We start from the raw sequence: 23,389 nt of genomic DNA, 5'->3' as shown, positions 1-23,389 counted from the left end.
TTGGAGCATTTCGGGATCCAAGCGAGGATGAGGCTCGGCGCGGGCTTAGAGACGCCAATTTCAGTCGGATCACACATGTCAAAGCACGTGGACACATCAATCATTAAAAGTACCCGTGGCGCGAGGATGCAAAAGGCGGACGAGCAACCATACTTGGACAGTCTGTTGATAAATCAACAATCTGATCGCATGACCGCATATGTTGCCATCCACCATTCACCCACTGACCAGTTGATTGAGTGGATTCGCAGAGGTTTGCCAGCAGTTGGTTTTACGTTGGTGGCAATGGACATTGGCATGGATCAGGAGACACTGATCAAGTATTTGGGATTTGGTCGATCAACGCTGAAACGAAAAATTGCTGCCAATGAACGACTGTCACAGTCCGAAAGTGAGCGTGTATTGGGGGTGACTCAGCTAATTGTAGAAGTTCATCGTATGGTTGATGAAAGTGGAGAAACTGAAGCTTTTGATGCTGCTGCATGGATAGGCCGATGGCTCCGGACGCCTGTGCCTGCGTTGAAGAATCGGTCTCCGGGAGAGTTCTTGGATACAGCGATAGGGCAACGACACGTATTCCAAATAATCCGACAGATGCAGTCAGGAGCATATGTATAATTATGATCGCATATTGGACCGCTCTATTAGCAGCATGACCACCATCGGAAATCAAAGATCCGGGGCACTCGACGGAACGACCATTCAGTGTCATAGCGCTTCCGAGATATAGCGACGCGTCAACATCACTGCGTCGCCCGCAGCGCCAGGGGTGTCGCCAATAGTCATAGTGGATTGGCGATGTACGTTTGGTTACCGCCCATCGCCAGGAGTTACTTTTATGAGAACATACACGAGCTGAGGATGCGGCCACGGCCTCGCAAAGTCTTCCGCAGAACGTCGCATGATCCGCGCCGCCGCTTACTCATGATTCAAACGAGTAGCTCAATTCACCAATGAACTTCCGGTTGGGCCCAAGCGGGAAGAGAATGACGGTTTCCCTCTCGACCCGCCTTCCCGAGACATCAAGCACGAGTTTGTAGCCAGCGCTAATGTAGAAAGTGGATATCACCTTGTAGAGCCGCTTGAGTTCGATGACTTTACCGTACGACTCTGAAGTCCAGCCCGCGCGCAGCTCGGACTTGGTCCTCGCAACGAAGCGAGTGCGATGGTCTCCGGTGACGTTGGCGATGCGCACCACGCTGCATGTTTCGTCTTCGATCAGGGCCAACCTTGCGTCCACGTCTCCTGTTTGCCACGCATTCTCGTATGCAACCAACATCTCCATGAATGTCTGAGGCATCGTAATTTCGAAGGCCGGCGTCCACGATGGCTCGCGCCAGTACAATTCACCAATAACGCCATCGGGCCAGGTGATGAACACGAACGCTGCTCGGTAAGACGTTTCGACGCCTGTGACCGAATCGATCTGGTAGTACTGACTATCTATAAGGTCGAACCAGGTTCCCGGAAAGTCTGAGTTACGCCTTTCACCTCCAGGATAGTGGGCGCTGGAGAGGTAGGCGTCCCAAAACTGTTCAACTTCGGCCCGGGTGAAGGCTGTTACGAGCGTCAGCGTCCCATCCGGATTCGCCCAAAGAATCACTTCGTTGTAGTCCCATTTGCTGTAAGTCGCCATGATTCTGTTGAAATCGTTCGTCGGTGTGGCTAGCGAACGAGCAGTGACCATGTCGATTGCAGTTGTCTCCATTTGAGGAAGCATCAGGCCAGACGAGCCACGCCTTAATAGATTGCCGTTCAAAAAACTACGGTCTTGACCGAACGCTGCCGTCGCACTCAACGCTCCAAGTGCACCAACAAATTTCAGCGCCGTTCTACGGGTCAAATTCGCTTTTTCAGCCATTTCTCTCTTTCCCCTCTATCGAAAGTTGATGACATTCGGCCAGAAATCACTGCTATCCCATGAACGGCTTTAACCGCACACAGGCCCTGCGTGCTGCTTCGCGTGACACCGTTTCGTCATGCGATGTGGGTAAAAAATCAGATTGACAAATTGGGCCTCGAATAAGAAGCAGAACCAAAGAATTCCCTTGAAGCGATGCAACGAAACGATTTCGGAAGATCTTTTTCGTATTTAGTGTTTGATGGTGTGTTCAACATGTGAATTCACCATCTCACTTCATAAAAAGTCCTTAAATGACCTAATTTTGTCCCATTGTGATTGATAAATTTGATATGCGTCGGTCGCGGATCTATTCCTTAGATGTCGGCATTTCTACTGCGATTCTTAAACTTTTTATGCGAAGTGCATAGGCGACAATGAATTCGATACTTTTGGTTGTTTTGCTATTAAAAATTTATATCGAATAAAAATGCTAGTTATGGATTCAGTAGCCTGCCACAGCACACACTGGCACCGCGCGATCTCCGATTAGCTCTCGAGCTTTGTTCTTGTGTTGTTCTTCATATGCATCCTGACCTAGTGCGCGGTATGCGCATACCTGCGTCCAGGCGGCACGCCAATCCTTCTCGGCCCAAGTGGAAATCCTGCCGCTGATGGAAGTGGCGCTATCCAGCTTGCCTGCCGCCAATAAAGCCTGCGCATAAGCGTAGCCGACGTCGCCGATGAGTTCGGGCACACCCAGCGTGTCGGCCTTGATCATGGCTTCTTTCAACTGAGTGATGGCTTGGTCGCGCCGGTTCTCTCTCTCCACGCTTCGATAGCTTGCGCGTGCAGGAGCAAGATTCGGTTTGCCGTTCCTGGTGAGTTTCCGTGCATTGGGGGCAAGGCGAAAATCACCAAAATGGTAGATTAGGTCTGCCATGGGCAGATCCCTCCATCTCCTGCAAGCGTTCGAATAACTTGCAAAAAATGCGTGGCCTGGCAGGTTGCAATCGCGAGCGGGGACAGTGGAGTGCGATCAGACTTCACGGCAGGTCAGAAGGGTTTCGACGAGGGCAGCACTTTCTTTGATGAGGCTCGCATGGGCCGCTTCGTCGGGAAACGCATCGCTAATTCTGTCTACCCGCATTGAGCGGGTGGCTGGTCTCGGCAATGTCTACTGTCATAGGTAACAGAGTCTGCATCCGAGTTTCTCAACGAAAGAGTGCGCGGAAAGGTGTCGCGGATGAAAGGGCAGGTATTGCAGCTACTCGACATCGCAGATGTTGTAGCAACAGTATGTTTGGCTGAAGATGTTACTGTAGAAAAGTCGCCTTACTGGCGACATATTTTCCGATCTTTGTAGAGCCAAAGGCTACGATTCGCAAACCGTCATAGGCTTTCTTTTAAAGCGAGTTAAAGCAGCACATTGCCAATTTTATCGCGCACTTGTTCGATGAAAGAAGGTGCATAAATACGATTTTTTTCCTGCTTGCTGCGCGGTTTATCTCTAGGTGAGCAATAAGTGTCCACTAACTCAAGCCAAGCAATGTCACCTAATGGCCGTTCCAACGTTGCAAAAATTGAAAGGAAAGGGGAGAAAGCCGGCTACTGGATCAGAGCGCGCATGCTTAATAACCCCTTACAATTTGCGACAGTCAAGCCGGTCGTGCGAATAATCTGGCCCACAATTGAGGTTGAACGCGCTTTCCGAATACTCTATTTTCTGCCTTATGAAGCCCAATTTAATCGGCTACGTTCGGCATCCGAATTCGCATCCAAGCTCACCGGCCACACACATGATGTGGCCTACGTATGGTGCCTGACGATGATATAGAGCACGTTTAAGTCGCTAATGATAATGGCTTATTTCGGTGATCCACTTTTCATCTATCAGTGCGGCGTTGAATCGAACTGATCGGAATATGTATGGCTGTGGCTTCAGTTCGATCGCCGTATTTTACCTGCAAATCTTGCACCATCGGGCCATCCGTGCGAGGGCCAAACATTGACACCTTCAACGCCTTCAAGGGGCTGGTAAACATGTCATCTACGGCGGTACCTTCAAAGCCGCAATGCGCCATGCAGTTATCGCACTTCGGATTAATGCCTACGCCGTACCTATCCCACGCAGTTTCTGTCATCAATTCATTGTACGTCTCTGCGTAACCTTCATCGACCAGCAGATAGCAAGGCTTTTGCCAGCCAAAAATGTTATAAGTAGGGGTGGACCATGGCGTGCATTGATAGCTCTGATTTCCCGCAAGGAAGTCCATGAACATCGCCGACTGATTGAATGCCCAGTTGCTCTTACGTTCCTTACTAATTTTGAAGATGTTGCGGAATAACTGCTTGCTTTCGGCACGGCCAAGAAACACATCATGACGTGGCGCATGCTGGTAACTATAACCTGGCGACACGGTAATCCCTTCGACACCCAGTCCCATCGCATAGTCGAAGAAGTCGGCCACTTCTTCTGGCTGCTCACCGTTGAAGAGCGTGCAGTTTACAGTAACGCGAAAACCCTTTGACAATGCCAACTTGATCGCAGTCACAGCCTTCTGAAATACTCCGTCCATACACACAGACTCGTCATGGTGCTTTTCCAAACCATCCAGGTGTACCGACCAAGTAAAATAGGGTGATGGCTTGTATTCGTCGATGTGTTTGGGTAGCAGGATCGCATTAGTGCACAGATACACAAACTTCTTACGCGCGATAATGCCTTCGACAATCTTAGGAAGGTCCTTGTGGATAAGTGGCTCGCCGCCGGGAATCGACACCACGGGCGGGTCGCACTCGTCCACGGCAGCCAGCGCCTGCTCAACGCTCATGCGCTTTTGCAGAATTTCCTTTGGATGGTCGATCTTTCCGCAACCGGCGCAAGCCAAATTGCACTGAAACAAAGGCTCCAACATCATCGCCAGCGGGTAACGTTTCTGACCGCTTAGCTTTTTCTTGATAATGTAGCGCGCAATCGAGGCTTGTTGAATGAGAGGGATTGCCAAAATGATTCCTCCGAGTTATTAGCGAGCCTAGATGCTTTTTAACCAAAATACTAATAAGTAAGTATTAGGCAACATTAAAAAGCATCTGAAAATGTACGTATGAAGTTTAACTTATTAAATGTGATTGCCCTACAGATCCCGCACTTCTATCAACACTCAATTTCATTCAGCGAATGAAGTGGTCATGTCTTGATTGGATGGATGTGCTCTGAATTGACAAGGGCCGTTATAGGTCAGTAAAGCGAAGATGGGGCGTGGCTGACCTCTTAATGCACCTTATTTTTTAGACGGAATGGTCAATTGCATCATTGATGCAGTTATCAGTTATTCGAGGTATTACGCTGAAGAGTTACCTTGGTAGTCGCTTCGCGTGCGCCATCGTTTATCATCGACCGGAGACTAGGGCTTCCCTTGTGTTGGGCACGATAGGCATCGTCGATGCTTGCGTTGATTTCCCCAGCAGCCAGTTCGAACTTCACGACCCAGACCATCCCAGCGGCGACGATCAGCCCGGCACCCTGGCGAATGGCAGCCTGATATGAGCGGGATTGCTTTCCGTTGTAGGCGCGCACGTACAGTTCACCGTTCACAGCAACACACCAAACCCATGTTTGAGTGCCTGGAGTCATACGGTCATCACGGAGCGATGCGATCTTGACATCGTCCGCTTTAACGATGTGGTGTAGTTCGCCTGAAGACCAGGTCATGGTCGGCTCCTATCTCTCATTGGGTATTCCGTATCGAAGACATGAGCCACATGACATGAAAAAGGGAGGGGGGACTGCATGACTCTACACGTCGATGAATGTTTGTCCGTCTATTTTGATTTCTTCTGAGGTTCTTTAGGCGGCGCATTCTTCATCCGAATTTTCTCAATGAAGATCACACACGAAAAGAAGCTGTGACAACGGAAAGGAGTTGGAGCCATTTCGCATCGCGAACGTAGCAGCTTTGGCACGCTCGAGTGACGGATCCTACTGTAGAAAAAGTCACCTTAGTGGCGACATATTTTCCGAACTTTGTGGAATTTAGAGCTACAAATAATTAGTCCATCATGGGCTATACTTTGAATGAATCGCAGCAAAGCGAAAAGAGATTTCAAAAGAATATTCATGACGTTTGTTAGCGAAGACAAATAGGTGTTTCAATCGATAGATACTTCGTTCTTTATAGCACTGGCGCGATGGATGAGATTTAAGAAAAAGTCCTTCGAAGTTGCGGATCTTGCAGTCACGATGTTGTTATCTCTAGCGCATCTTTGGGCCGATAGGTGTCCACAAGAAAGTGGTGCGCAACCATTGACGAGGTCATTGCTGCACTGGGCAAGAAGATTCGGCGAAGGTGCGTCCTACCGCTTCATGTTATAACTAAACTTCACTTATTTTATCTTTGTTTACATGCCCCAAAAAAGGAATGCAATTGATCATGAAAAACAAACCACCCCTTGCAGACGTGAATATCGTGCGGATTGTGCAGAACTATTACGACGCCGTCGATTCCCTGGACGGTGATCGGCTCGCCGGTCTCTACTATCCGGCGCCGACGACGTTGCTGCAGTTCAACGCCGATGAGCCCATCATGACGATCGATGCCATCAGGGAGTTCACTAATGGGTTCGGTCAGGCCCTGGCGGGAATCGAGCATACCAAGGTCGAGGTCTGGACGAACCCGCTCATGGGCGATGTCGTGCCTGTAGACCTGCTCCCCGGACGGCCCGCATCCTCCGTAACGGTCGTATCGACAGCGCTCCCGATCTTCTCCGTTGGTGAAGGCGCGGCTTTGAAGCGCATAGCGCTGCCGGCGACTTCGATCTTCACCATCGATGTAGCATCGGAGAAATTCATCTCCGTCCACAACATGTTCGACATCAGCAAGGTCTATGCCGCAGTGCAAGGCTGAGCGGTGAATCCGTCAAGCGGTACCAACTGCTTACTTGCGACTCCGCACCTTCTTCGCGGGAGAGCTGAAATACGTCGTAAGGATTTTATTGCAGCCGGCCGACAATTTCGGCATTTACGTCGTTGTCCTTCATCGAGATATAGGCCAGATACACTCGCGTGTCGGGCCCTAGTGGGATGCTGTCTTGATGTAGTCGATGAATGCGCGTAACGCAGGTGGGACTAGGCGGCGCCCAGAGTAATAAAGAAACGGCCCTGTAAACGACTGCCACCATTCCGAAAGCACGGGTTCCAATTGGCCGCTTTCAAAATGCGGGCGAAGCCAATCTTCGAACAAATGGATGATTCCAATGCCGGCTATCGCCGCCTCTACGCCAAGATCGGTGGCTCCTCCGACTTTGACGACAAGTCGGCTTTGCGGATCAACTCGAAACACCTCGCCGTTACGCTCATATTCCCAGGGCGTTGCAAGTGCTCCGCCAACGAAGCGACCAACGATGCATGAGTGCCCGAGCAGGTCACGGGGATGCGTCGGTCGACCATGCTTGTCCAAATATCCTGGTGCTGCGGCGGTCGCGTAGCGCTGCACTCTCGGTCCAATAGGCACCGCGATCATGTCTTGTTCGAGTCGCTCGTCGTGACGAATGCCTGCGTCGTTGCCCAAAGCAAGGACATCGACCAAATGGTCATCGGCATCGATTTCCACGCGGATGTCGGGATAAGCAATCATGAACCCAGGCAGGATGGCGGGTAGCGTTAATCTTGCTGCACTGACGGGCACATTCAGGCGTAGTGTTCCCGCAGGGCGTCCACTCATGCTCTCCAGCATCTGAAGCGCGGCGTCGACCTCGCCAAGCGCCGGCCGGAGGCGCTCGATTAAAAGAGCGCCTACCTCCGTAGGGGTGACGCTACGGGTCGTGCGATGAAGGAGTCGCATCCCCAATCGCCCCTCGAGGCGTCGTACCGCATCGCTCAACGTTGAAGGGCTGACATTGGCTTCGCGTGCCGCATCCCGAAAGCCCCCGGCATCCGCCACCGCAAGAAAGGCGTTGAGCTCAGTTAAGTCAGCGCGCATTGTTCGGCATTCCGTACAGGTTGTCCGGATTAGTGGCGTTAATCTACGCAATCGTAGCTGCCAACATAGGAGCCTACAAGACGACTGGTGGCCACTCATGCAAACGAACGAGCGATTTGGTGATCTTGGAGGTCAATTCTCCCTAGGTGATCGCAGTGTGAAGCGACTGGGCTATGGCGCTATGCAACTGGCGGGCTCGGGTGTTTTCGGTGCGCCCAGTGATCATGAGGCTGCGCTTGCCGTACCTGGAACCCTAAGCACTGCGCCTGGGTACTAGTTCGCATGCGCAAGTCAGCATGTGTGTCTAGCTGAGCGCGCCCATCCTCAGGACAAAATAATGAAATCCATGATTTACCGCCGTCACGGCGAGCCCAGCGAGGTGCTGGTACCGAACGAATCCCTGGGGATTCCTACGCCCGGTCCTGGTCAGGTCTTGGTTAAGGTGCACCAGAGGATGGTGCACCCCATCGATGGCCTTATGATCCGCGGAATCGTACCTCTTCCCATTCCCGAGTCTGGCTTGGTCCCGGGAGGGGATGGTGTGGGCACGATTGCAGCCGTGGGCTCTGGAGTGGATCTGTCCAGCGGGTTTGGAGTGGGGAAACGTGTCGGATTGTTCCATGTTCACGGCACGTGGGCGGAACACGTCACGGTATCAACAGAAGATCTCATTCTTATCCCTGATGACATCAGCGACGAAGCTGCCTCTCAGGTGATGATTAACGGCATCACCGCTGCCACGCTCCTCCGCGAAACTGCTGCCACCTGGAGCCTTGGTGATGAAAGGGCACCAATTCTGGTGACAGCGGCGGGCTCGAGCGTTGGCCGCAATCTGATCGCATTGGCCAAAATGCGTGGACTCGAACTCATCACGACGGTCCGAAGTCTACCATCCGCCAACGTCCTCTCCGCTGTATTTCCCGATGTCCCTGTGATCGATACCTCGGCCAGCGACTGGAAAGATCAGGCGAGGGCTGTTTATGGCAGTGCACCGAAAGTGGCAATCGATCCAATTGGCGGAGCAATGACGGCGGATCTGCTCGACGTCCTAGCTGATCGGGGCACACTGCTGACTTATGGGGGGCTAGATTATTCCCCCTCGATGGTGTCGAGCATTGCTTTGACGGTTCGCGGGTTGACGTTAAAAGGGGTGAACGTGAGGGAGTTGTCCTCCGATCAACGAGCCAGCGACCTCAAAGATATTTTCCACGTAATCCGGGCCAACGCGGCAAGCTTTGCTGACTATCGAGTATTCCCACTTCCGGATGCTGTCAAAGCAATGGCTTCGGCTCAAGAAACCCCACGCCGCGGTGCCGTTCTGCTGTCATCTGATGGCTGAGCTGAGCGATTAGCGCAAGAGTCGCGCCACGGTGTGTGGTTGGCTCTCCCGGTATCGGGTTGTCTTTTTCCTGGGTTACGAGAAGTGCTTCAATGAAACAATTGTTCCCCGATTTATGGGAAACACAAGAAGAGCATCCCTTCCACGGGGTCACTACGCACGCTTATCTTCTGACCCAGGATAGCGGCAACACACTCTTCTACAGCACGGGCGTCCATGAGGACCTCATTGCGATTCAGCGCTTGGGAGGAATTTCTCGACAATACGTGAGTCATCGTGATGAAGCGGGCCCACCATTGGCTGCCATCAAGCAGATGTTTGGAAATCAGCTTTGCAGCCATGCTCTAGAAGTGAATGCCATTGGCAAATACAGTAAGGTCGACGTCGTATTTGATGGCTCAAGTGTTGAGCCAGACAGTGTTGAAGTCATTCCAACGCCTGGTCACACTTCCGGTAGTACTTGCTTCGTCTTCCAGTCGCCCCATGGATATCGCTATCTCTTCACCGGAGACCTTATTTATCCCGAAGACGATGGATGGGGAACGCTTGTGCAGTGGCACTCCGGCGGGCGAAAGAAAGCTTTGGGCGACAGCTTGCTGAAATTACGAGAAATGAGACCCGATGTTGTGATATCGAGTGCTTCGGTGCGAAGAAGCGCGGTGCAGGCGATCACGCCAGAGCAGTGGCGTGCTGTCATCGATCAGACAGTGGGCCGTTTGTAACTTTGTCGTATTTTCCGGGTTACTCCGGTTTTGGTGCAAGAATTTGCTCGCAACACTTCGAGCCTTCCGCAAGCAAAGCCGTGGCACATATGAATTGACGTATCCGGCTGATAGGCGACTTCGCGCTAAGAACAAATAAGATACTTGCTAGTTAAGCGCTAACTTGGGTTAAAAAACTGCCGTTCGAAGTAAGCCATTTAGTCAAGAGTAAATCATCGGCTGCGACAGTCCTTCTGGTGTTGCGAAGAAAATACTGCGCGGTTAAGTACCCGCACATCTTCAGATAGAATGCAACACTTCTTAAGTTGGTAGGTGTAGGTTCGACGCAATGCTCAGGAAAGAAAGTTGTCGCGACATGGCCGTGCAAGGCCTCAATGCAATGGTGAAATGGATAAGCCATCCAATGAGATACAATTCATAACGACGTCGCCCGAGATAACCTCGGGCGACCTCTCCTACACCGATGGGCTGGCGTGTAGGAGCGTGGCGATATCATGCGGGCAGGAAGGCTAGTTCAAGCTCTGGGAAATATGTACCGAGCATGCGATGCATGTATCGACTAAGGTTCGGGTTTTTGCGGGCGAAGTCGGTGATCTCGGGATGCATGTCTCTTGCCTGGAATATCGCAAGGGTCATGCCGACTAAAACTGCATCGAACGATGTCGGATGATCGGTTCCGAGTAGATATTTGTGGTCACCCAAAATCTCCGAGATTGCCTGAAGATCTTTGCAGGCCTTCTCTAAGATTTCGCTTGGCGTGTAACGGGCAATTCCTTGGTCATAGCACCGCTTGGCCCGGTCAGCCCGTACTTCGTCAAAGGCAGCGATAACCGGTGGCGGGAGTACCGAGGGATCACCTACAGATGCTCGCAAGAGGAAGTCCCAGCCGTTCTGATCGTAAAACTCATAATAGACAACGATCCAGTAGAGGTGATCTTCCAGCGTGCGCTGAACGAGATGCCCCAATGCCAGCTGCGCCGAAGTCAGCTTGGCATCAGGATTGATTTGTGTCCTTTTCAGGTAGTTTATGATGAGATCGGAATCAGTAAGCTTGACGTCGCCGGCAAGGATGTACGGCACCTTGTGGCGGGGTGCCTCATCGGTGTTTGTCACCGGCACAACTTCGTAGGAAATTTTGAATATTTTGAAGTACGCCTCCAATTTCGTGGAAGGCGGCGACAGAGTGGACACGTAGCGCGCCACCTCCGGATTGCCGACAGCGAAACGGTATAGTTTCAAAACGGTGTTGCTGTTGATGTTGACCTTTACATAGGGGTTTTCGTAAACGGGATAATGTTGCATCATTCACTCCAATTGGTTATTCAGAGACAAGCGCTCTCGTCACCGCTTGAGGAGCGGCGCTGATGTCTTGAAGTATTGGGAATACGTAGCTCCGAGCCGCCTGAACGTTGCGAACTCACCGAGCTTGGTTGGTGATGCTAAGGAGCAGCGGCAGCTGACCTGTAGGTACACGGCTTTCTGGCACGGCCGAGCGCTTCAGGCCGAATCCGAAGACAATGCGCATCACATCGAGCAGCCTTAGGCTAAAGGCGAAAAGTCAAAGTTTCATAGGGTTCTCCATCGACTGTGGATTTTCGTATCATTCTGCAGTTAAATGGGCCTGTCAATAATTATCTTCATATCGGTACGAAAATGAAGGTCAGCAACAGGCCACGCGGCCGTCCCAAACAGATTGATGACAGCCACGTGCTCGATGCTGTGCTGGGGGTATTCTGGGAAAAGGGGTATGCGGGAGCCTCGCTCAGCGACCTCGCCGATGCTGCAGGCGTCAGCAGGCCAAGGCTGTACGATGCATTCCCCGATAAAAATGCTATGTATCTCGCTGTCGTCGACCGGGTGATCGGCGACACGAAGGCCGCGCTTGATTTTGCGTTAGCGGGGGCTCGGCCTCTGCGTGACGAATTGTCCGCTTTCTTCAAGATGTCTATTGATCATTATCTCTCGGGTGCGAAATCACGTGGATGCCTAGTAATGTGCACCGCACCCGCAGAGGCGATCGAGTCGCCTGCGGTGCGGGCATCGTTGAAACGGCTCATCACTTTGCTGGACGAAGCTTTTGCGAGGCGTTTTCGAATCGCTCAGGCTTGCAACGAAATCGACTCGGCGATCTCAGCTCCGATGTTGGGGAGGCAGACTACGGCGATGGTGCAGAGCTTGGCGCTTCGCGCACGTAGCGGTGCCGATATTCATGAAATGCAGGAAATCGCCAGTGTAACTGTTCAACTTTTGACTGGTCGTTTTGCTAGAAACATTTGATATCAAATAACATGGGGCAGGGCTGGAAGATTCAAACCTCACGTTAAGTGGATCACCATCGTTCCCAACCGCGATGGTTTGGCAATATGAGGACATGCATCGACTCTCCGAATGCTTACCAGTCACCTATCTCTATGCCTTCCATCCATAGCGAACCAGTAACAACTGCGCCAAGATCATCGAAGAGCGATCGGGCATTGAACGGTTGCATGACAATGCGTTTGAAGAAGGGCGTTACGTTGAACCCCATTACTTCCGCCTCACGCCAGCCTTCTGAGCCAGAAAAATGAAACGTGCTACCCAAAGGTGGCACGGTCCGGCATCGGTCATCCATATGACGAAGGGCCCCCTCGTCGGCGCCTAACTTCCGGGCTCTCCCGTGATGGGGGCTGACATACTCAACTCCAAGCCGGGTGGTATGGCATACGTGAAAAGAGTCGGCGTCGCGCATTGAGCCTGGAACCTCGTCCAGGTCTGGGAAATATCCAAAGCGCCGACGAGAAAAGGCCGACTCCCCCTAATTCCGTTTCTTACACGGTGTTTGTCCAAAAAAATGGCGGGGAGGTAAAAGTACACTTATGCCGATTATCCCGAAGACAGGAGCAGTGTCTGGCGTTCGTGTCGCAGTAGAGCCACGGTGGTTGCAGCGGCTGAGCTTTAGCGGCTTGGTGGACTGAGGGGCTTTCCGCCTTTGTTGCTATCAAGACTGCCTTTTCGTCGTCGTTGCAGCGTGGCGGACGTCGTCCTCTGCGTGCAGATAGATCGACGTCGTAGCGATCGAGCTATGGCGTAGATTTTGTTGAACGTGGTGAATGGGTCGAGACATGTCGCAATTGAGCGAACTATCGAGCGAGCCCTTTCATCCAAGGAAAATATCTCTGGAACCATCGAACTTACTAGGAAGTATCAAGGGCAATGGCACGCGCGCGCAGCGCTATTGAAGCCCATTCGAGATTAGCTGGATTTAGGTCCTGATGACTCATCGGGCAGAGATCGCTCAATGCGAAATACGTTGCGAATGCTACGCGGCTCTAGCGGGTATTTGGGTGCGTGCTGAATTGGCCTGACGAATTTCGTGATTCGCCAGGGAGTTGTGGGAGCAGGGTACACGAGTAGGCTGACCGGTCCGCGCCACGCACCGGGTCAGTTGGGTTCCATTCTTTCGATCTGCTCGCGAGCTCTTCCTGGCAAGGGCGTATTGTGCGCTTCGGGTAGCTGGACGATTAGCGTCCGGAGGGCGCGGCGCTCCTCGACCGTCGCGGTGTGGTGCTCGCACAACTCGACCAACGTAAGCAGTCGAACCAGGGCGCCTCTTGTGTTCGGGCCTCCTCGATAGCCCGCCGCGCAGGAACGTCGGCGGCATCGCTTTGGCCGGTGCTCGCGCGATTGCCGCTTCGAGCAGCAACAAGTGCGGCAGATACAAAGCCCGTGCAGTGATGATCACTGCACGAGCTGCGTAGAACTTTCAAGCTTGAACTTGCTTAGATATGGCCGGGACCTGCTCCGGCCGGAACAAACGTGCGTACCTGGCTGGCCTTATATGGATGCACCAAGTACGGCGAACCCTTGAAGGCCTGCAGTGCGTTTACGTCCTGATCAAAACCGCCGATATTGGACGTGCCCACGATGGCGTTAGTACCGCAATTGCGCTTCAGTATTTGGAGGCAAGGTACCTGCGCACTATGCGGGCCGCTGGTGAGACCAAAAACGCTTCCCACCTGGTCCGGGTTGGCGTTTTTGAGAATAGGCATCGGGACCTGATCGTAGAAGTTGGCTTCAACGAGCACATCGATACCGTTGTAGGCATTCAAGCCATGTCCGTACACAGACCCGTCCTGGAAATAATTGTTCACGATCTGGAAGACACCGTGCCCGGTGGAACCGTTCGCCGTGATGATCGGTGCGCGACCGGCGAAGTGGTGAACCCAATTATTTACGATGGTGACGCTTTGATCGCTGCTCTCGAACAGCATGTTCCAATAATGGTCTCCGTCACCGTAAGCGGCGTAAGGAGTGCTACCGTCAAAGTCATTCCATGAAACCGTCACATGCGTCACCGCGCCGAAGCCTGCGGCGATCATCTGGCGACCGATCATGAAGAACTTGTTGTGGTCGATCCAGACATTGTCGACGCCATCCAGTGTGATGGCATCGCCTGCGAAAATGACGCTCGGGTTGATGTCTTGGATTGTCAGGTTGCTAATGACGACGTTCTGGACGTCGACCAACCGAAGGCCACGGCCTTCGATGACCGCCTTGCCGTCGGTGCTGGTAACCGTCTTGTTCGAACCGACCAGCAACGGGTCGTTCCCGACCTTGTCGTAAGGAATCTGCGACGTCGTAAAGCCGTTGCAGTGCGTATCGCTGCTATTCAACAGCACCAGCGCTTCGGTTTTATTGGGATAGGGATCGCAGCCAAGTCCGGAGGTTGTGCCCTCCGCTCCGCGGAAGTCGATCGTTCCGGAAATCACGATGGTGCGCGGTGTATCGTCCGCGCAGAGTCCTTCTGCATTGAGACTGCCGCAAAGTGCGTTTTGCAGCTGGGCTGGAGTGGTAACAGTGACGACCTCTCCGTTGGCGCCGCCGGTCGTGTCGTGCCCAAATCCTTCCGGAACATCGGTGGCGAATAGGGTTTGAGCAGCACATCCGGAGGCAATAAGCCCCATGGCTGCGATGGTTTTTACGAACGTACGGTCTCTCGACAACATTGGCTTCGCTCTCTGTGCATGGCTTACTGGTCATTTGCGGTAGTGGCACACGTACCCCTTGCCATGTGCCCGGCAACTCTAAGTGTTCAAGGATATTCACGTACATTTCACAACACGGCCAAACTGCTATCTTTTTGAGACGGCGATAGGGTTCTGCGAATTGCGACGCGAGAAAATTTCAAGCGTGCAGCACGTTGTTGGCCACGGCGTGCGCGGGTTCGTAGTGATAGGGAGTAAGGAATGGCGCAATCGTGACCCGGCACGCGGGAAGAGTTCGAAGCCATCTCAGCGAAGCGCTTGGTTCAATGCGTTTTCGTTCCGATGGGGCCAATATCGCCCTCGATTTCGAGGTTCGGTAGCCGTCGTCTTGCGCTAAGACTTATCCGGATTACGCATGAGTATCCGACGAAGGCTATGTAAAGTCACTCGTTGAACAGACAGTGACGGCTTTTGGACGTCTGGATGCCGCTTTCAACAATGCTGGCATACAAAGCCCGGCCGTAGAAACCGCCGATGTTACCAGCGAGACATTCGATCGCATCAACACAATTAACTTACGTGGCGTTTGACTCTGCATGAAATACGAACTGATCCAGATGCGCACGCAGGGCAGGGGGGGCGATCGTCAACAATTCATCGCACGGTGGCTTGGTGGGCGTTCCCGGCCGCGCGGCCTACCATGCTGCCAAGCATGGACTGCCCGGAATGACCAAGAGTGCGGAGCTCGAGTATGCGGCGCGGGGCATCCGAGTCAACGCGATCTGCCCAGGCATCATACGAAACACCGATGGTCGCCGATATGCTGAAAGGCGAAACGGTAGTGATGAACGAGATGATGAAGAATGTTCCAGTCGGGCGCCTCGGAAGGTCTCAGGAAATCGCCGATGCGGTTCTATGGCCGTGCAGCCCAGGCGCCAGCTTCGTCGTTGGCATCGCCCTCCCGGTCGATGGTGGTTACACCGCGCACTGAAGTCGACGATTTTCGGATTGACGGTTGCTGCGCACCCGAACCCACTACATACATAGGAATTGCAAAACGTGACGAGTACATCGACGGCATCGGAAACGCTTTCGGCTTGCCAGCAAGCTATTGCGCCCATTGCGGCGTTTGCCGCTGCAGGCGATATGGCCAAATTGAGTGCCGCCTTAAACCAGGGGTTGGACGTTGGCCTGACGGTGAGCGACGTACGGGAAATTCTGGTGCAACTCTACGCCTACGCCGGATTTCCGCGCAGCCTCAATGCCCTCGGCGAGCTGATGCGAGTGTTGGATTCGCGCAAGCAGCGTGGGATCCAGGATGCGCTTGGCGAAGCGCCCAGCCGCCCCATTCCAACGGGTGACGCGCTGCTTGCCGCAGGTACCGCCAACCAAACTAAGTTGGCGGGCGGCCCGGTCAAGGGACCCGTATTCGATTTTGCGCCGGCCATCGATAAATACCTCAAGACCCACTTGTTTGGCGATATCTTCGAGCGCGACAACCTTGACTGGCAAAGCCGTGAGCTTGCCACCGTGTCCATGCTGGCCGCATTGCCGGGAGCCGAACCACAGGTGCAAGCGCATATGCGTATTGGCATGAACATCGGTATGACCGCCGATCAGCTGCGTCAGATCTGCCAGGTTTTGGCTGACCGCGTGGATGCCGATGTTGCGCGACGTACTCGCGAAGCACTGGAACGGCAACTTGCGCTCATGGCGGGACATTAACTAACTGATTCTTATTTTTAAGTGTCCGAATTTCTGGGCAACGCCTCATGTGCAGACTAATCACTGGCATAAGGCTTCCTGGAAAAAACTTGAAACACATATCCCGCCCGGTATCTCCTCCTATGCATCGCCTAATTTCCACTCTACTTTTTGCCGCATCCGTCATTAGCTCTTTCGCTACCAAAACGTGTCTGGCTGAAGCTTTACCCAAGTCTGGGCGTGCTCCTGAAATACGACTGCACGGCGATCACATCAGCTTCCCCATTAGCATGGTGAGGGAGTTCCCTTTCATTGAGGGCGAAGTGGCTGGGGTGAAGGGGAAGTTGATGCTTGATACGGGAGCCGAACAGGCACTGGCTATCAATGATCATCGCGTTTTGCTGAGTGGCGGGGCAGTGATTGGCAAGGGCCTATTCGGTAGTGGTCAAACCTTTGAGGTCATGTTGCGGCCAGCCATAAAAAACGTTCACATTGGATCGCTCAGTTATGCCAGTGCAACACAGGTGGCTAGTCAAAACGCCCAATTATTGGAAGCAATTACGCCAGATTTTTTGGGGTGGATTGGCTATTGGTTCTGGGATGGCTACGCACTGAAACTCGACTACCAGCAATCCCAGGCGACGTTCTATAAAGACGGCCCTGGCGATTATCTGAAGGGCGAGAAAATCATTGCAGAATTGCCGTTTGAGGTGCGGAAACTTCCCAATCAACCCATCATGCACGTCAAGATCGGTTCGGTCGACTTCGCAGCTGCATTCGATACCGGGCAGTACGGTACGGTCTACGCAGATGCTGAAACGTTACATCGCCTGACGCGTGAGGGCTATTTGACGCCTTCTCATGCCGACATGGAGAAATTCGACGTATCTGGACTTCGTTTCGATTCTGGAGCCAAGGCTGCGATACCGGCAATGGATGTAAGCAGCTCTCCGTTTGCGGCCGCTCAACCCATTGGCCTAACGGAAACCAACATCATTACGATAGGGTATGGCTTCTTCAGGCAATACAAGACCGTTTGGGACTTCAAAGGTAGGCGAATCTACCTCCTAAAGCCGGCACCTCAAGCTTCCAGGCGGGCAGCTGCAGACCTGCCTGCTCCGGGGAAGCAATAATATTTTTTGCTGCTTCTGAAAGTTGGCGTTGGGCTACAACGATGTTTCGATCTGCCGTTATATTACGGGGACATTTTATATTTTCGGTAGGCAATGAAGCGCATTCGTCATAGAAGGTTCGGCTGCACTATTGGGCTCGGACTCGCCATAACGTGTTTTGGTGCGACTGCGAAACCGATGCTGGCACCAAATCCAGCGCCAGTCGTCATACCGACATTGCAAAGCTGGCAGGGCGGGCAGGGCCGCTGGGAGTTGCATGAGCATAGCCGCATTCTGATCGATCCTTCTCACGCTGAAATGCTTCGCCCCTTGGCAGCCGCGCTCGCTCGGGAGCTTGCGAATGTGTCCGATATCCGTCCCCAAGTTCGGCAAGGGAAAGCTGGTTCAGAGGGAGATATCACGCTGCGTCTCGCGTCTTGCGACAATTCGTCGTTGATCGGCGATGAAGGATACGTTCTGGAAGCTGGCCGCAGCTTGTCGCTATGTGCGCGCACTCGCGCAGGTCTGTTCTACGCCAGCCGCACACTGTTGCAGATGCTGATGCTGGATGGCCAAAGTGCCGGCAAGCATCGTTCCGTTCCTCGTGGTCACGTACTCGATTATCCGCGCTACAGCGAGAGGTCGGTGATGTTCGATGTCGGCAGGAAGTTTGCTAGCGTACCGTTCCTGGAGGACTACATTCGCTTCATGGGCTGGTACAAGCTCAATACGTTGCATTTACATCTGGACGACCAGGTCAATAGCGACGACCACCGCAGTTGGTCAATGAAGGCGTTTCGCCTAAAGAGCGACAACCCAGTCTTCCACGATCTATTGCCGTCCGACGGCCAGTACTACACCCGGCAGGATTGGAATCGATTGGAAGAGATCGCCGCTGCCAACGCGGTGCGCATCGTGCCGGAGATCGACACTCCCGGTCACGCCGGCGCCATTGGTGCGGCCCGCCCAGACTTACTGTATCAAGGCGGCACTCCATCCGGCGGCACGTTGGACCCCAGCAAACCCCAGACGCTGGCTTATGTGGAGTCCATATTCGCAGAATTCCTGCCGTGGTTTCGCTCCGATGTGATCCATATCGGTGGCGACGAAGCGAGTGTCAATCAGGAAGACATCAGCATCGTCTCACAGGTGAATTACCTTAATCAGCTAGGGCATTTTTTGCAGTGGCGCGGTAAGCAGGTCGAGATGTGGGGCAGCGCCGATTTCGCGATCGGCCTGGATAAATCTTTTCTGATCCAACGCTGGATCAACTGGGGCGATGAGGCCAAGTTCAATTGGGGTGAGCACGGCTTTCGTTGGACCGAGTCGTATGGCGATTGGTACATCGTTCCCTTTGGCCCAGATTATTTTAATCCGAAGGGTGTGCGTGGTGATGCCTTATACGACGGTTGGGACAACCGCACCCCCGCAAGTGTCATGGGGCCGCACGGTCCCACAGGCGGACAGATTGCAGTCTGGAACGATAAGGGGGCGCGCGATTATGACTATGAGAATACGGTCCATGGCCTGTTCAAGGACGCGATACCAGCGGCTGGCCAAGTGTTCTGGCGCGGGCAGGCGCATGATGCTACAGGAGCACCTCTAAGCTACTCCGTACTGCGCCAAAGCATCGAGATCTTACAGTATGGTCCGGGCACTCGCTTGTTTTCGAACTCTCGGCTTTAGGAGCTTGTCCGTACATTTGCTCTCACTGAAAACTAGAAATCTCAATCTGAGAGTGCTACCGATACGCATCTTCTCGCTCAATAGTTATTCGCTATGCAGTACTGTCACTTAGCGGCGCGGCAGCCCGGTCGTTGGTAAAACGGTATCATACCTGCTTGTGCCAAATCTTCCTGGTGTGACGGCTCGTCGGGTAAAAAACGGACGATAAAAGATGCTGTATCGAGTCCGGCTTGAGCCACTATCGTTTTCAGCGTGTTTGCGAGCCTTCTATCGGCGGGCTCATTCAACCTCAACAGGTCTTCTTTGCCTACAAATACTTGAATGAGCTTGGCAACACCGAGTTAAAAACCGGGGATGCGCAAAGTTACGTGACATGGCCTGGGCACGGTATACGTGCAAGGCGGGACCGATTGGCGCGCGCTGAATTTCCAACGCCGCCGCGTCGGCATTTCCAGTGCCTTCCAGTGGCGCCCGACTAAGGACCTGGAGTTCACGTCCCAGTTCATCCGCTCACGTTACGACATGTCCTGGCTGGAACACGGCGCGATCTTTAGTGACACCAGCTTCGATATTGACCCGGCCAGTGGCACTACGTTCGATTACAGCAGCTAGGGCGTGTTCCAGCGCGGCTCGCTGAGTTCCAGTGCCTGGAACAATAAACTGAGCAATGGTGGTGTGGGTTTTGACACGGACACGCGCTACCAGATACAGCCCACCGTCACCACCAATTTCTCAAACGGCTTCAAGTACAACCTCAACGACCACATGCTGTTGATCGGTGACGTCCAGTTCGTGACGTTCCGCGAGCTACTCGTGAAGGCGCGTCAAGAAACTAACTTTACATTTGGACCAATGTATGCGGGCCAATCAATAGCTCTCCCCTGCAAGCAGGGGAGAGCTTCGTGCGTTGTGCTTTACGGCTTCGTAGTAAACGAGGCGATGACGGTTGGGCTGTAGTAGCCGTTGTAGGCGGCCAGGGACATCCAATACGTGGTGTTGGGGCGCAGGTTGGTGAACGTCCAACTGTTAGTAGTTAAGCCTGCGCTAGTGCCTGCGAGTGCTTTGCCTGCATACGCGTCGGACCGGCTTGCATACAGGGAGGTGTAGATCCCCGCGTGCGCAACGCTGCCTCCGAAGACGGGTTGGATGCCTTGGTTTTGAATAGTGAGGGTTACCGTTGCGCTGGTGCTCGATGTGCTCGTTTGGATGTTGGTCGGTGCGCTCGGATCGTGTGCGACCGGTGTGACCTGGATAGACGCCGAAGGAGCGCTACTGCCCTGCGCGTTGAATTCACGCACGGTCACGGTGGCAGGTGTGCCGTTGGCAAGTCCGTCGATATAACCCGTCGATGCATAAGGCGGCAGTGTGATCGGACCAAATGTTTTGCCGTTCTGCGTAGCAGTGATGGTGTAGCCCTGTTCGACCGGACTGGCGGGCTGGCCAGCCCAGCTTACCTGCACATTGCCATTGCCGGCGACGTTGCTGGTGATGGTCGGTGCGGTAGGCACGCCCGGCGCGGGTGTCGGGATCGGCAAGGCCTGATTCGAATGGTCGCCGCCGTAAAAGACCTTGGTCGGAGCCCACTTGTCGCTGCCAGCAAGATAAATATCCGGCTGGAGGTTGGCCGCGTCATTGGAACTGAGCGCTATGTTGCTGTTGGGCGACGTGCTTTCGCGTTGGCTGAGATTGAACACGGTCCAGTTGCCGTTCGCGCCAGGGTAGAAGGAGTTGTATTCGCGATAGGTCGAGGTGGGCAGGTTGTTGGTGCCTTGGCCGGGCGGGGCAAAAGCAGCGGGAATGAATTCGATCCAGCCCGCCGGCTCTATTTGAGAGCCCATTTTGGTGTTGACGAAATAGGTAGTGGCGTATGCGCCCCATGGACGTCCCAGCCATGCATTGGTCATGTAGGGACTGTCGAACAACAACTGCGAATTGAGGAATACGAAACCGCTGTCTTCACCGGCACTGGCCTTGCTCTGCGCGGTAATGGTCGCCTCGCCGCTCAGATTGCCGTGGATCTTGGTCTTGATCAGGCAGCTGTCGAACACGGCCTTGCCGTTGCCGAAGATGTAATCGACATAGCCTTCCACATAGCAGTTGTTGAAATAAGCGCGCTTGTCGTTGCCGACGTACAAGGTGTCCTGCCCACCTTCCAGCATGACCGCACGGAACACGGCGCGATCGGCGGTGGTGTACAGCGCCACTGCCTGCGAGTTGTTCTCGAAGTTGGGCGCTTCGTAATCGGCGGTGTTCTGGATGGTGAGATTGCTGGCGTAGAAGTCGTTGCCGCTCACCGCGAGGGTGTAGCTGCCGCTGGTGCTCATGGCTTTGCCAGTGGCGGGGTTGATCTTGGCCGCGTAGTCGTCGTGGGTGATAAGCACCTGGGAGGCATCCTGGCCCAGGCCGATCAACGATACGCTGGGTTTCGTGATAGTGATTTTTTCGTGATAGGTGCCGGGCTTGATCTCGATCACGCCGCCGCTGGCAGGCATGGCCGCCACGGCCGCGTTGATGGTTTTGTAATTGCCGCTACCGTCCGCCGCCACGATCAGCACTGGCGGCGGAGTGACTGTGATGTGGCAGGTGCCGACAGAACCGGGACATGCCGAGCCTGGGCGCTGGCCGGGGAACTGCATCAGGTAGTCGAGCGTCTCGATCGGTTTGTCGGTGATGATGAAACCGAAGCGGGCCTTGTCATGCCAAAACTGAGCAAACGGACGATGGTCGGTACAACCTTGACCGGTGAGATCGAACGTCGTGGTGCTGGCGGTGCCGCATTCGTTCGCATTCATGGCCGGCGCAAGCGGGCCGCAGATGCCACCTTCCCAGTAGGTGCCATTGGCGCCAAAGAGGTTGGATTTGGCCGTGCTCGGATTGGTCATGGTGCACAGCGTCTCGGGAATATAGACGCCCATATTCCGGCCGCTCTGCCATAGGGCCGTATACAGATCGTCGCTTCCGTAGTTTAGGCTGGCGCCGAAGGCTTTGAGACCGACCAGCGGGGACAATACGTTGTAGACGTTTCCGTTATTGTTCCGCAGATTCCACACCAGCCAATTTTGATAGTCGGTTCTGGCCCATGTGGTATTGCCGTTGGTGTCCTGGTTCGCCACGCCATTGGAGGTGTAGGTCGGCATGACGTATAACTGCGCGAGCGCCGATTGCGTTAACGATGCGTTATACAGCGACTGGTAGTAAGCGGCGGTTTTTTCATAGAAGTCTTCCGGGCCGGCAAACAAGGCGGTCTGGAACTTCAGCACCACATGCTTGGCTTCCCACACACCATAGCCATCGCCAACAGCCAAGTCGTGAGACATGATCGCTGCCACGTCTCTCACGTTCTGCCATTCGCGCAGATCAAGGAACACCAGGCCTTCGTAGCTATCCTGGTAAAGTTCATAGAGAGCCTGCTCCAATGTGGCGGGATTTATATGGGGCATGACCGTACCGTCGTTGCAGAAGGGGCTGTTGACCGTCTGGCCATAGCCATCTTCACCGGTGCATATCGAATCATTCTCAATGTCGCTCCATGCGGGCGTCCGCAGGTTGGCAGCACCGTTCTCCCTGGCCCAACGATAGATGTCGGAATATTCCGGGCGGTTGAGCATGCGATACAGCGTCTTGTCATGCATCAAGTAGGGAACATGGTCACTGGTTTCATAGACGTCCAGTTCCATCGATTCAATGCCTGCGTTCAAGGTATTGACCGCCGACTCCACCGTGTTTTCCGGATGGGCTCTATTCACCGCGCCACGATGCGCGGCCACGATCACGGGCGCGCTGTCGTAATCGGAGATTCGCGTGGTGCCATTTGGCAAACGGAAACTGAGAAGATTGATCAGGGTGGTTCGGGTAGCACTGTCGGTCAGCTTGTATTGGCCTGCGCTTTGGGCGTGGGTGGGAAGAGTGGCGCTGGCCATTAATACGGCCAGGGCCTGTGCTACCAACAATGCGCTGCGCTTTCGTTTGAACGGATACTTCACGGCAAAGACTCCTGTCGAGCATGGGATGGTTTGGATTGAGGTGCAATCGGGCACAGGG

Annotated in this window: 19 protein-coding genes and 2 pseudogenes; 13 read left to right on the top strand and 8 right to left on the bottom strand. The window is 53.8% G+C overall.

Annotation, left to right across the window (positions count from 1 at the left end; genetic code table 11):
- The first annotated feature begins 75 nt into the window (after positions 1–75).
- Positions 76–618, top strand: a complete 543-nt coding sequence (locus tag QQJ86_RS02925; protein WP_284319408.1) for an antitoxin Xre-like helix-turn-helix domain-containing protein — start codon at positions 76–78, stop codon at positions 616–618.
- A gap of 304 nt (positions 619–922) precedes the next feature.
- Here QQJ86_RS02925 and QQJ86_RS02920 read toward each other — a convergent pair whose 3' ends face one another.
- The 4 genes from QQJ86_RS02920 to QQJ86_RS02905 form a co-directional block, all read right to left on the bottom strand.
- Complete coding sequence (locus tag QQJ86_RS02920) at positions 923–1,861, bottom strand: hypothetical protein (RefSeq protein ID WP_284319407.1); 939 nt, start codon at positions 1,859–1,861, stop codon at positions 923–925.
- Positions 1,862–2,345: 484 nt separating this feature from the next.
- Positions 2,346–2,783, bottom strand: coding sequence for a hypothetical protein (locus QQJ86_RS02915; protein WP_284319406.1), 438 nt, complete (start codon positions 2,781–2,783; stop codon positions 2,346–2,348).
- A 943-nt stretch (positions 2,784–3,726) separates the two neighbouring features.
- Positions 3,727–4,848, bottom strand: a complete 1,122-nt coding sequence (gene hpnH, locus QQJ86_RS02910; protein WP_284319405.1) for an adenosyl-hopene transferase HpnH — start codon at positions 4,846–4,848, stop codon at positions 3,727–3,729.
- A 320-nt stretch (positions 4,849–5,168) separates the two neighbouring features.
- Complete coding sequence (locus tag QQJ86_RS02905; RefSeq protein ID WP_284319404.1) at positions 5,169–5,555, bottom strand: DUF2255 family protein; 387 nt, start codon at positions 5,553–5,555, stop codon at positions 5,169–5,171.
- Positions 5,556–6,273: 718 nt separating this feature from the next.
- On the opposite strand from QQJ86_RS02905, the gene QQJ86_RS02900 reads away from it, so the two are divergent.
- Positions 6,274–6,747 (top strand): ketosteroid isomerase family protein, encoded by a 474-nt coding sequence (locus tag QQJ86_RS02900; RefSeq protein ID WP_284319403.1) that lies wholly within the window; start codon positions 6,274–6,276, stop codon positions 6,745–6,747.
- Between the two features lie 168 nt (positions 6,748–6,915).
- Here QQJ86_RS02900 and QQJ86_RS02895 read toward each other — a convergent pair whose 3' ends face one another.
- Positions 6,916–7,821: a LysR family transcriptional regulator gene (locus QQJ86_RS02895; RefSeq protein ID WP_284319402.1), complete on the bottom strand. Its 906-nt coding sequence runs from the start codon at positions 7,819–7,821 to the stop codon at positions 6,916–6,918.
- 337 nt (positions 7,822–8,158) lie between these two features.
- On the opposite strand from QQJ86_RS02895, the gene QQJ86_RS02890 reads away from it, so the two are divergent.
- Both QQJ86_RS02890 and QQJ86_RS02885 read left to right on the top strand, forming a co-directional pair.
- On the top strand, positions 8,159–9,160 hold the full coding sequence (locus QQJ86_RS02890) for an alcohol dehydrogenase catalytic domain-containing protein (protein WP_284319401.1): 1,002 nt from the start codon (positions 8,159–8,161) through the stop codon (positions 9,158–9,160).
- 92 nt (positions 9,161–9,252) lie between these two features.
- Positions 9,253–9,882 carry an MBL fold metallo-hydrolase gene (locus QQJ86_RS02885; RefSeq protein ID WP_284319400.1) on the top strand — a complete coding sequence of 210 codons (630 nt, stop codon included), beginning with the start codon at positions 9,253–9,255 and terminating at the stop codon, positions 9,880–9,882.
- Between the two features lie 492 nt (positions 9,883–10,374).
- On the opposite strand, the gene QQJ86_RS02880 is transcribed toward QQJ86_RS02885, so the two are convergent.
- On the bottom strand, positions 10,375–11,187 hold the full coding sequence (locus tag QQJ86_RS02880) for a glutathione S-transferase family protein (RefSeq protein WP_284319399.1): 813 nt from the start codon (positions 11,185–11,187) through the stop codon (positions 10,375–10,377).
- A gap of 282 nt (positions 11,188–11,469) precedes the next feature.
- Here QQJ86_RS02880 and QQJ86_RS02875 point away from each other — a divergent pair, with 282 nt between their 5' ends.
- Positions 11,470–12,159, top strand: coding sequence for a TetR/AcrR family transcriptional regulator (locus QQJ86_RS02875; protein ID WP_284319398.1), 690 nt, complete (start codon positions 11,470–11,472; stop codon positions 12,157–12,159).
- A gap of 1,481 nt (positions 12,160–13,640) precedes the next feature.
- Here QQJ86_RS02875 and QQJ86_RS02870 read toward each other — a convergent pair.
- Positions 13,641–14,867, bottom strand: coding sequence for a pectate lyase family protein (locus tag QQJ86_RS02870; RefSeq protein WP_284319397.1), 1,227 nt, complete (start codon positions 14,865–14,867; stop codon positions 13,641–13,643).
- A 410-nt stretch (positions 14,868–15,277) separates the two neighbouring features.
- Here QQJ86_RS02870 and QQJ86_RS22790 point away from each other — a divergent pair.
- The 8 genes and pseudogenes from QQJ86_RS22790 to QQJ86_RS02840 form a co-directional block, all read left to right on the top strand.
- Positions 15,278–15,436: pseudogene (locus QQJ86_RS22790) on the top strand (SDR family oxidoreductase); the annotation flags it as partial.
- Positions 15,437–15,518: 82 nt separating this feature from the next.
- Positions 15,519–15,629: pseudogene (locus tag QQJ86_RS22785) on the top strand (SDR family NAD(P)-dependent oxidoreductase); the annotation flags it as partial.
- 25 nt (positions 15,630–15,654) lie between these two features.
- The gene (locus QQJ86_RS02865) at positions 15,655–15,837 is read left to right on the top strand and encodes an SDR family oxidoreductase (RefSeq protein ID WP_284319396.1); all 183 of its coding nucleotides are present in this window, start codon (positions 15,655–15,657) and stop codon (positions 15,835–15,837) included.
- A 68-nt stretch (positions 15,838–15,905) separates the two neighbouring features.
- Positions 15,906–16,571, top strand: coding sequence for a carboxymuconolactone decarboxylase family protein (locus tag QQJ86_RS02860; RefSeq protein WP_284319395.1), 666 nt, complete (start codon positions 15,906–15,908; stop codon positions 16,569–16,571).
- A gap of 89 nt (positions 16,572–16,660) precedes the next feature.
- Positions 16,661–17,683: a hypothetical protein gene (locus tag QQJ86_RS02855; RefSeq protein WP_284319394.1), complete on the top strand. Its 1,023-nt coding sequence runs from the start codon at positions 16,661–16,663 to the stop codon at positions 17,681–17,683.
- 177 nt (positions 17,684–17,860) lie between these two features.
- Entirely contained in the window at positions 17,861–19,348 is a 1,488-nt protein-coding gene (locus QQJ86_RS02850) for a family 20 glycosylhydrolase (protein ID WP_284319393.1), read from the top strand.
- Positions 19,349–19,741: 393 nt separating this feature from the next.
- Complete coding sequence (locus QQJ86_RS02845) at positions 19,742–19,960, top strand: hypothetical protein (protein ID WP_284319392.1); 219 nt, start codon at positions 19,742–19,744, stop codon at positions 19,958–19,960.
- Positions 19,961–19,963: 3 nt separating this feature from the next.
- The gene (locus tag QQJ86_RS02840; protein WP_284319391.1) at positions 19,964–20,305 is read left to right on the top strand and encodes a hypothetical protein; all 342 of its coding nucleotides are present in this window, start codon (positions 19,964–19,966) and stop codon (positions 20,303–20,305) included.
- Here QQJ86_RS02840 and QQJ86_RS02835 read toward each other — a convergent pair.
- Positions 20,263–23,331: a pectinesterase family protein gene (locus tag QQJ86_RS02835; protein ID WP_284319390.1), complete on the bottom strand. Its 3,069-nt coding sequence runs from the start codon at positions 23,329–23,331 to the stop codon at positions 20,263–20,265. The two genes, QQJ86_RS02840 and QQJ86_RS02835, sit on opposite strands and share 43 nt — an antisense overlap.
- Positions 23,332–23,389 lie beyond the last annotated feature (58 nt).

The sequence above is a fragment of the Dyella acidisoli genome, from assembly GCF_030160295.1.
Classification (GTDB): Bacteria; Pseudomonadota; Gammaproteobacteria; order Xanthomonadales; family Rhodanobacteraceae; genus Dyella_B; species Dyella_B acidisoli.
The sequence above is the reverse complement of the archived record's forward strand: the minus strand, read 5'-3'. Positions and strand labels throughout refer to the sequence as shown.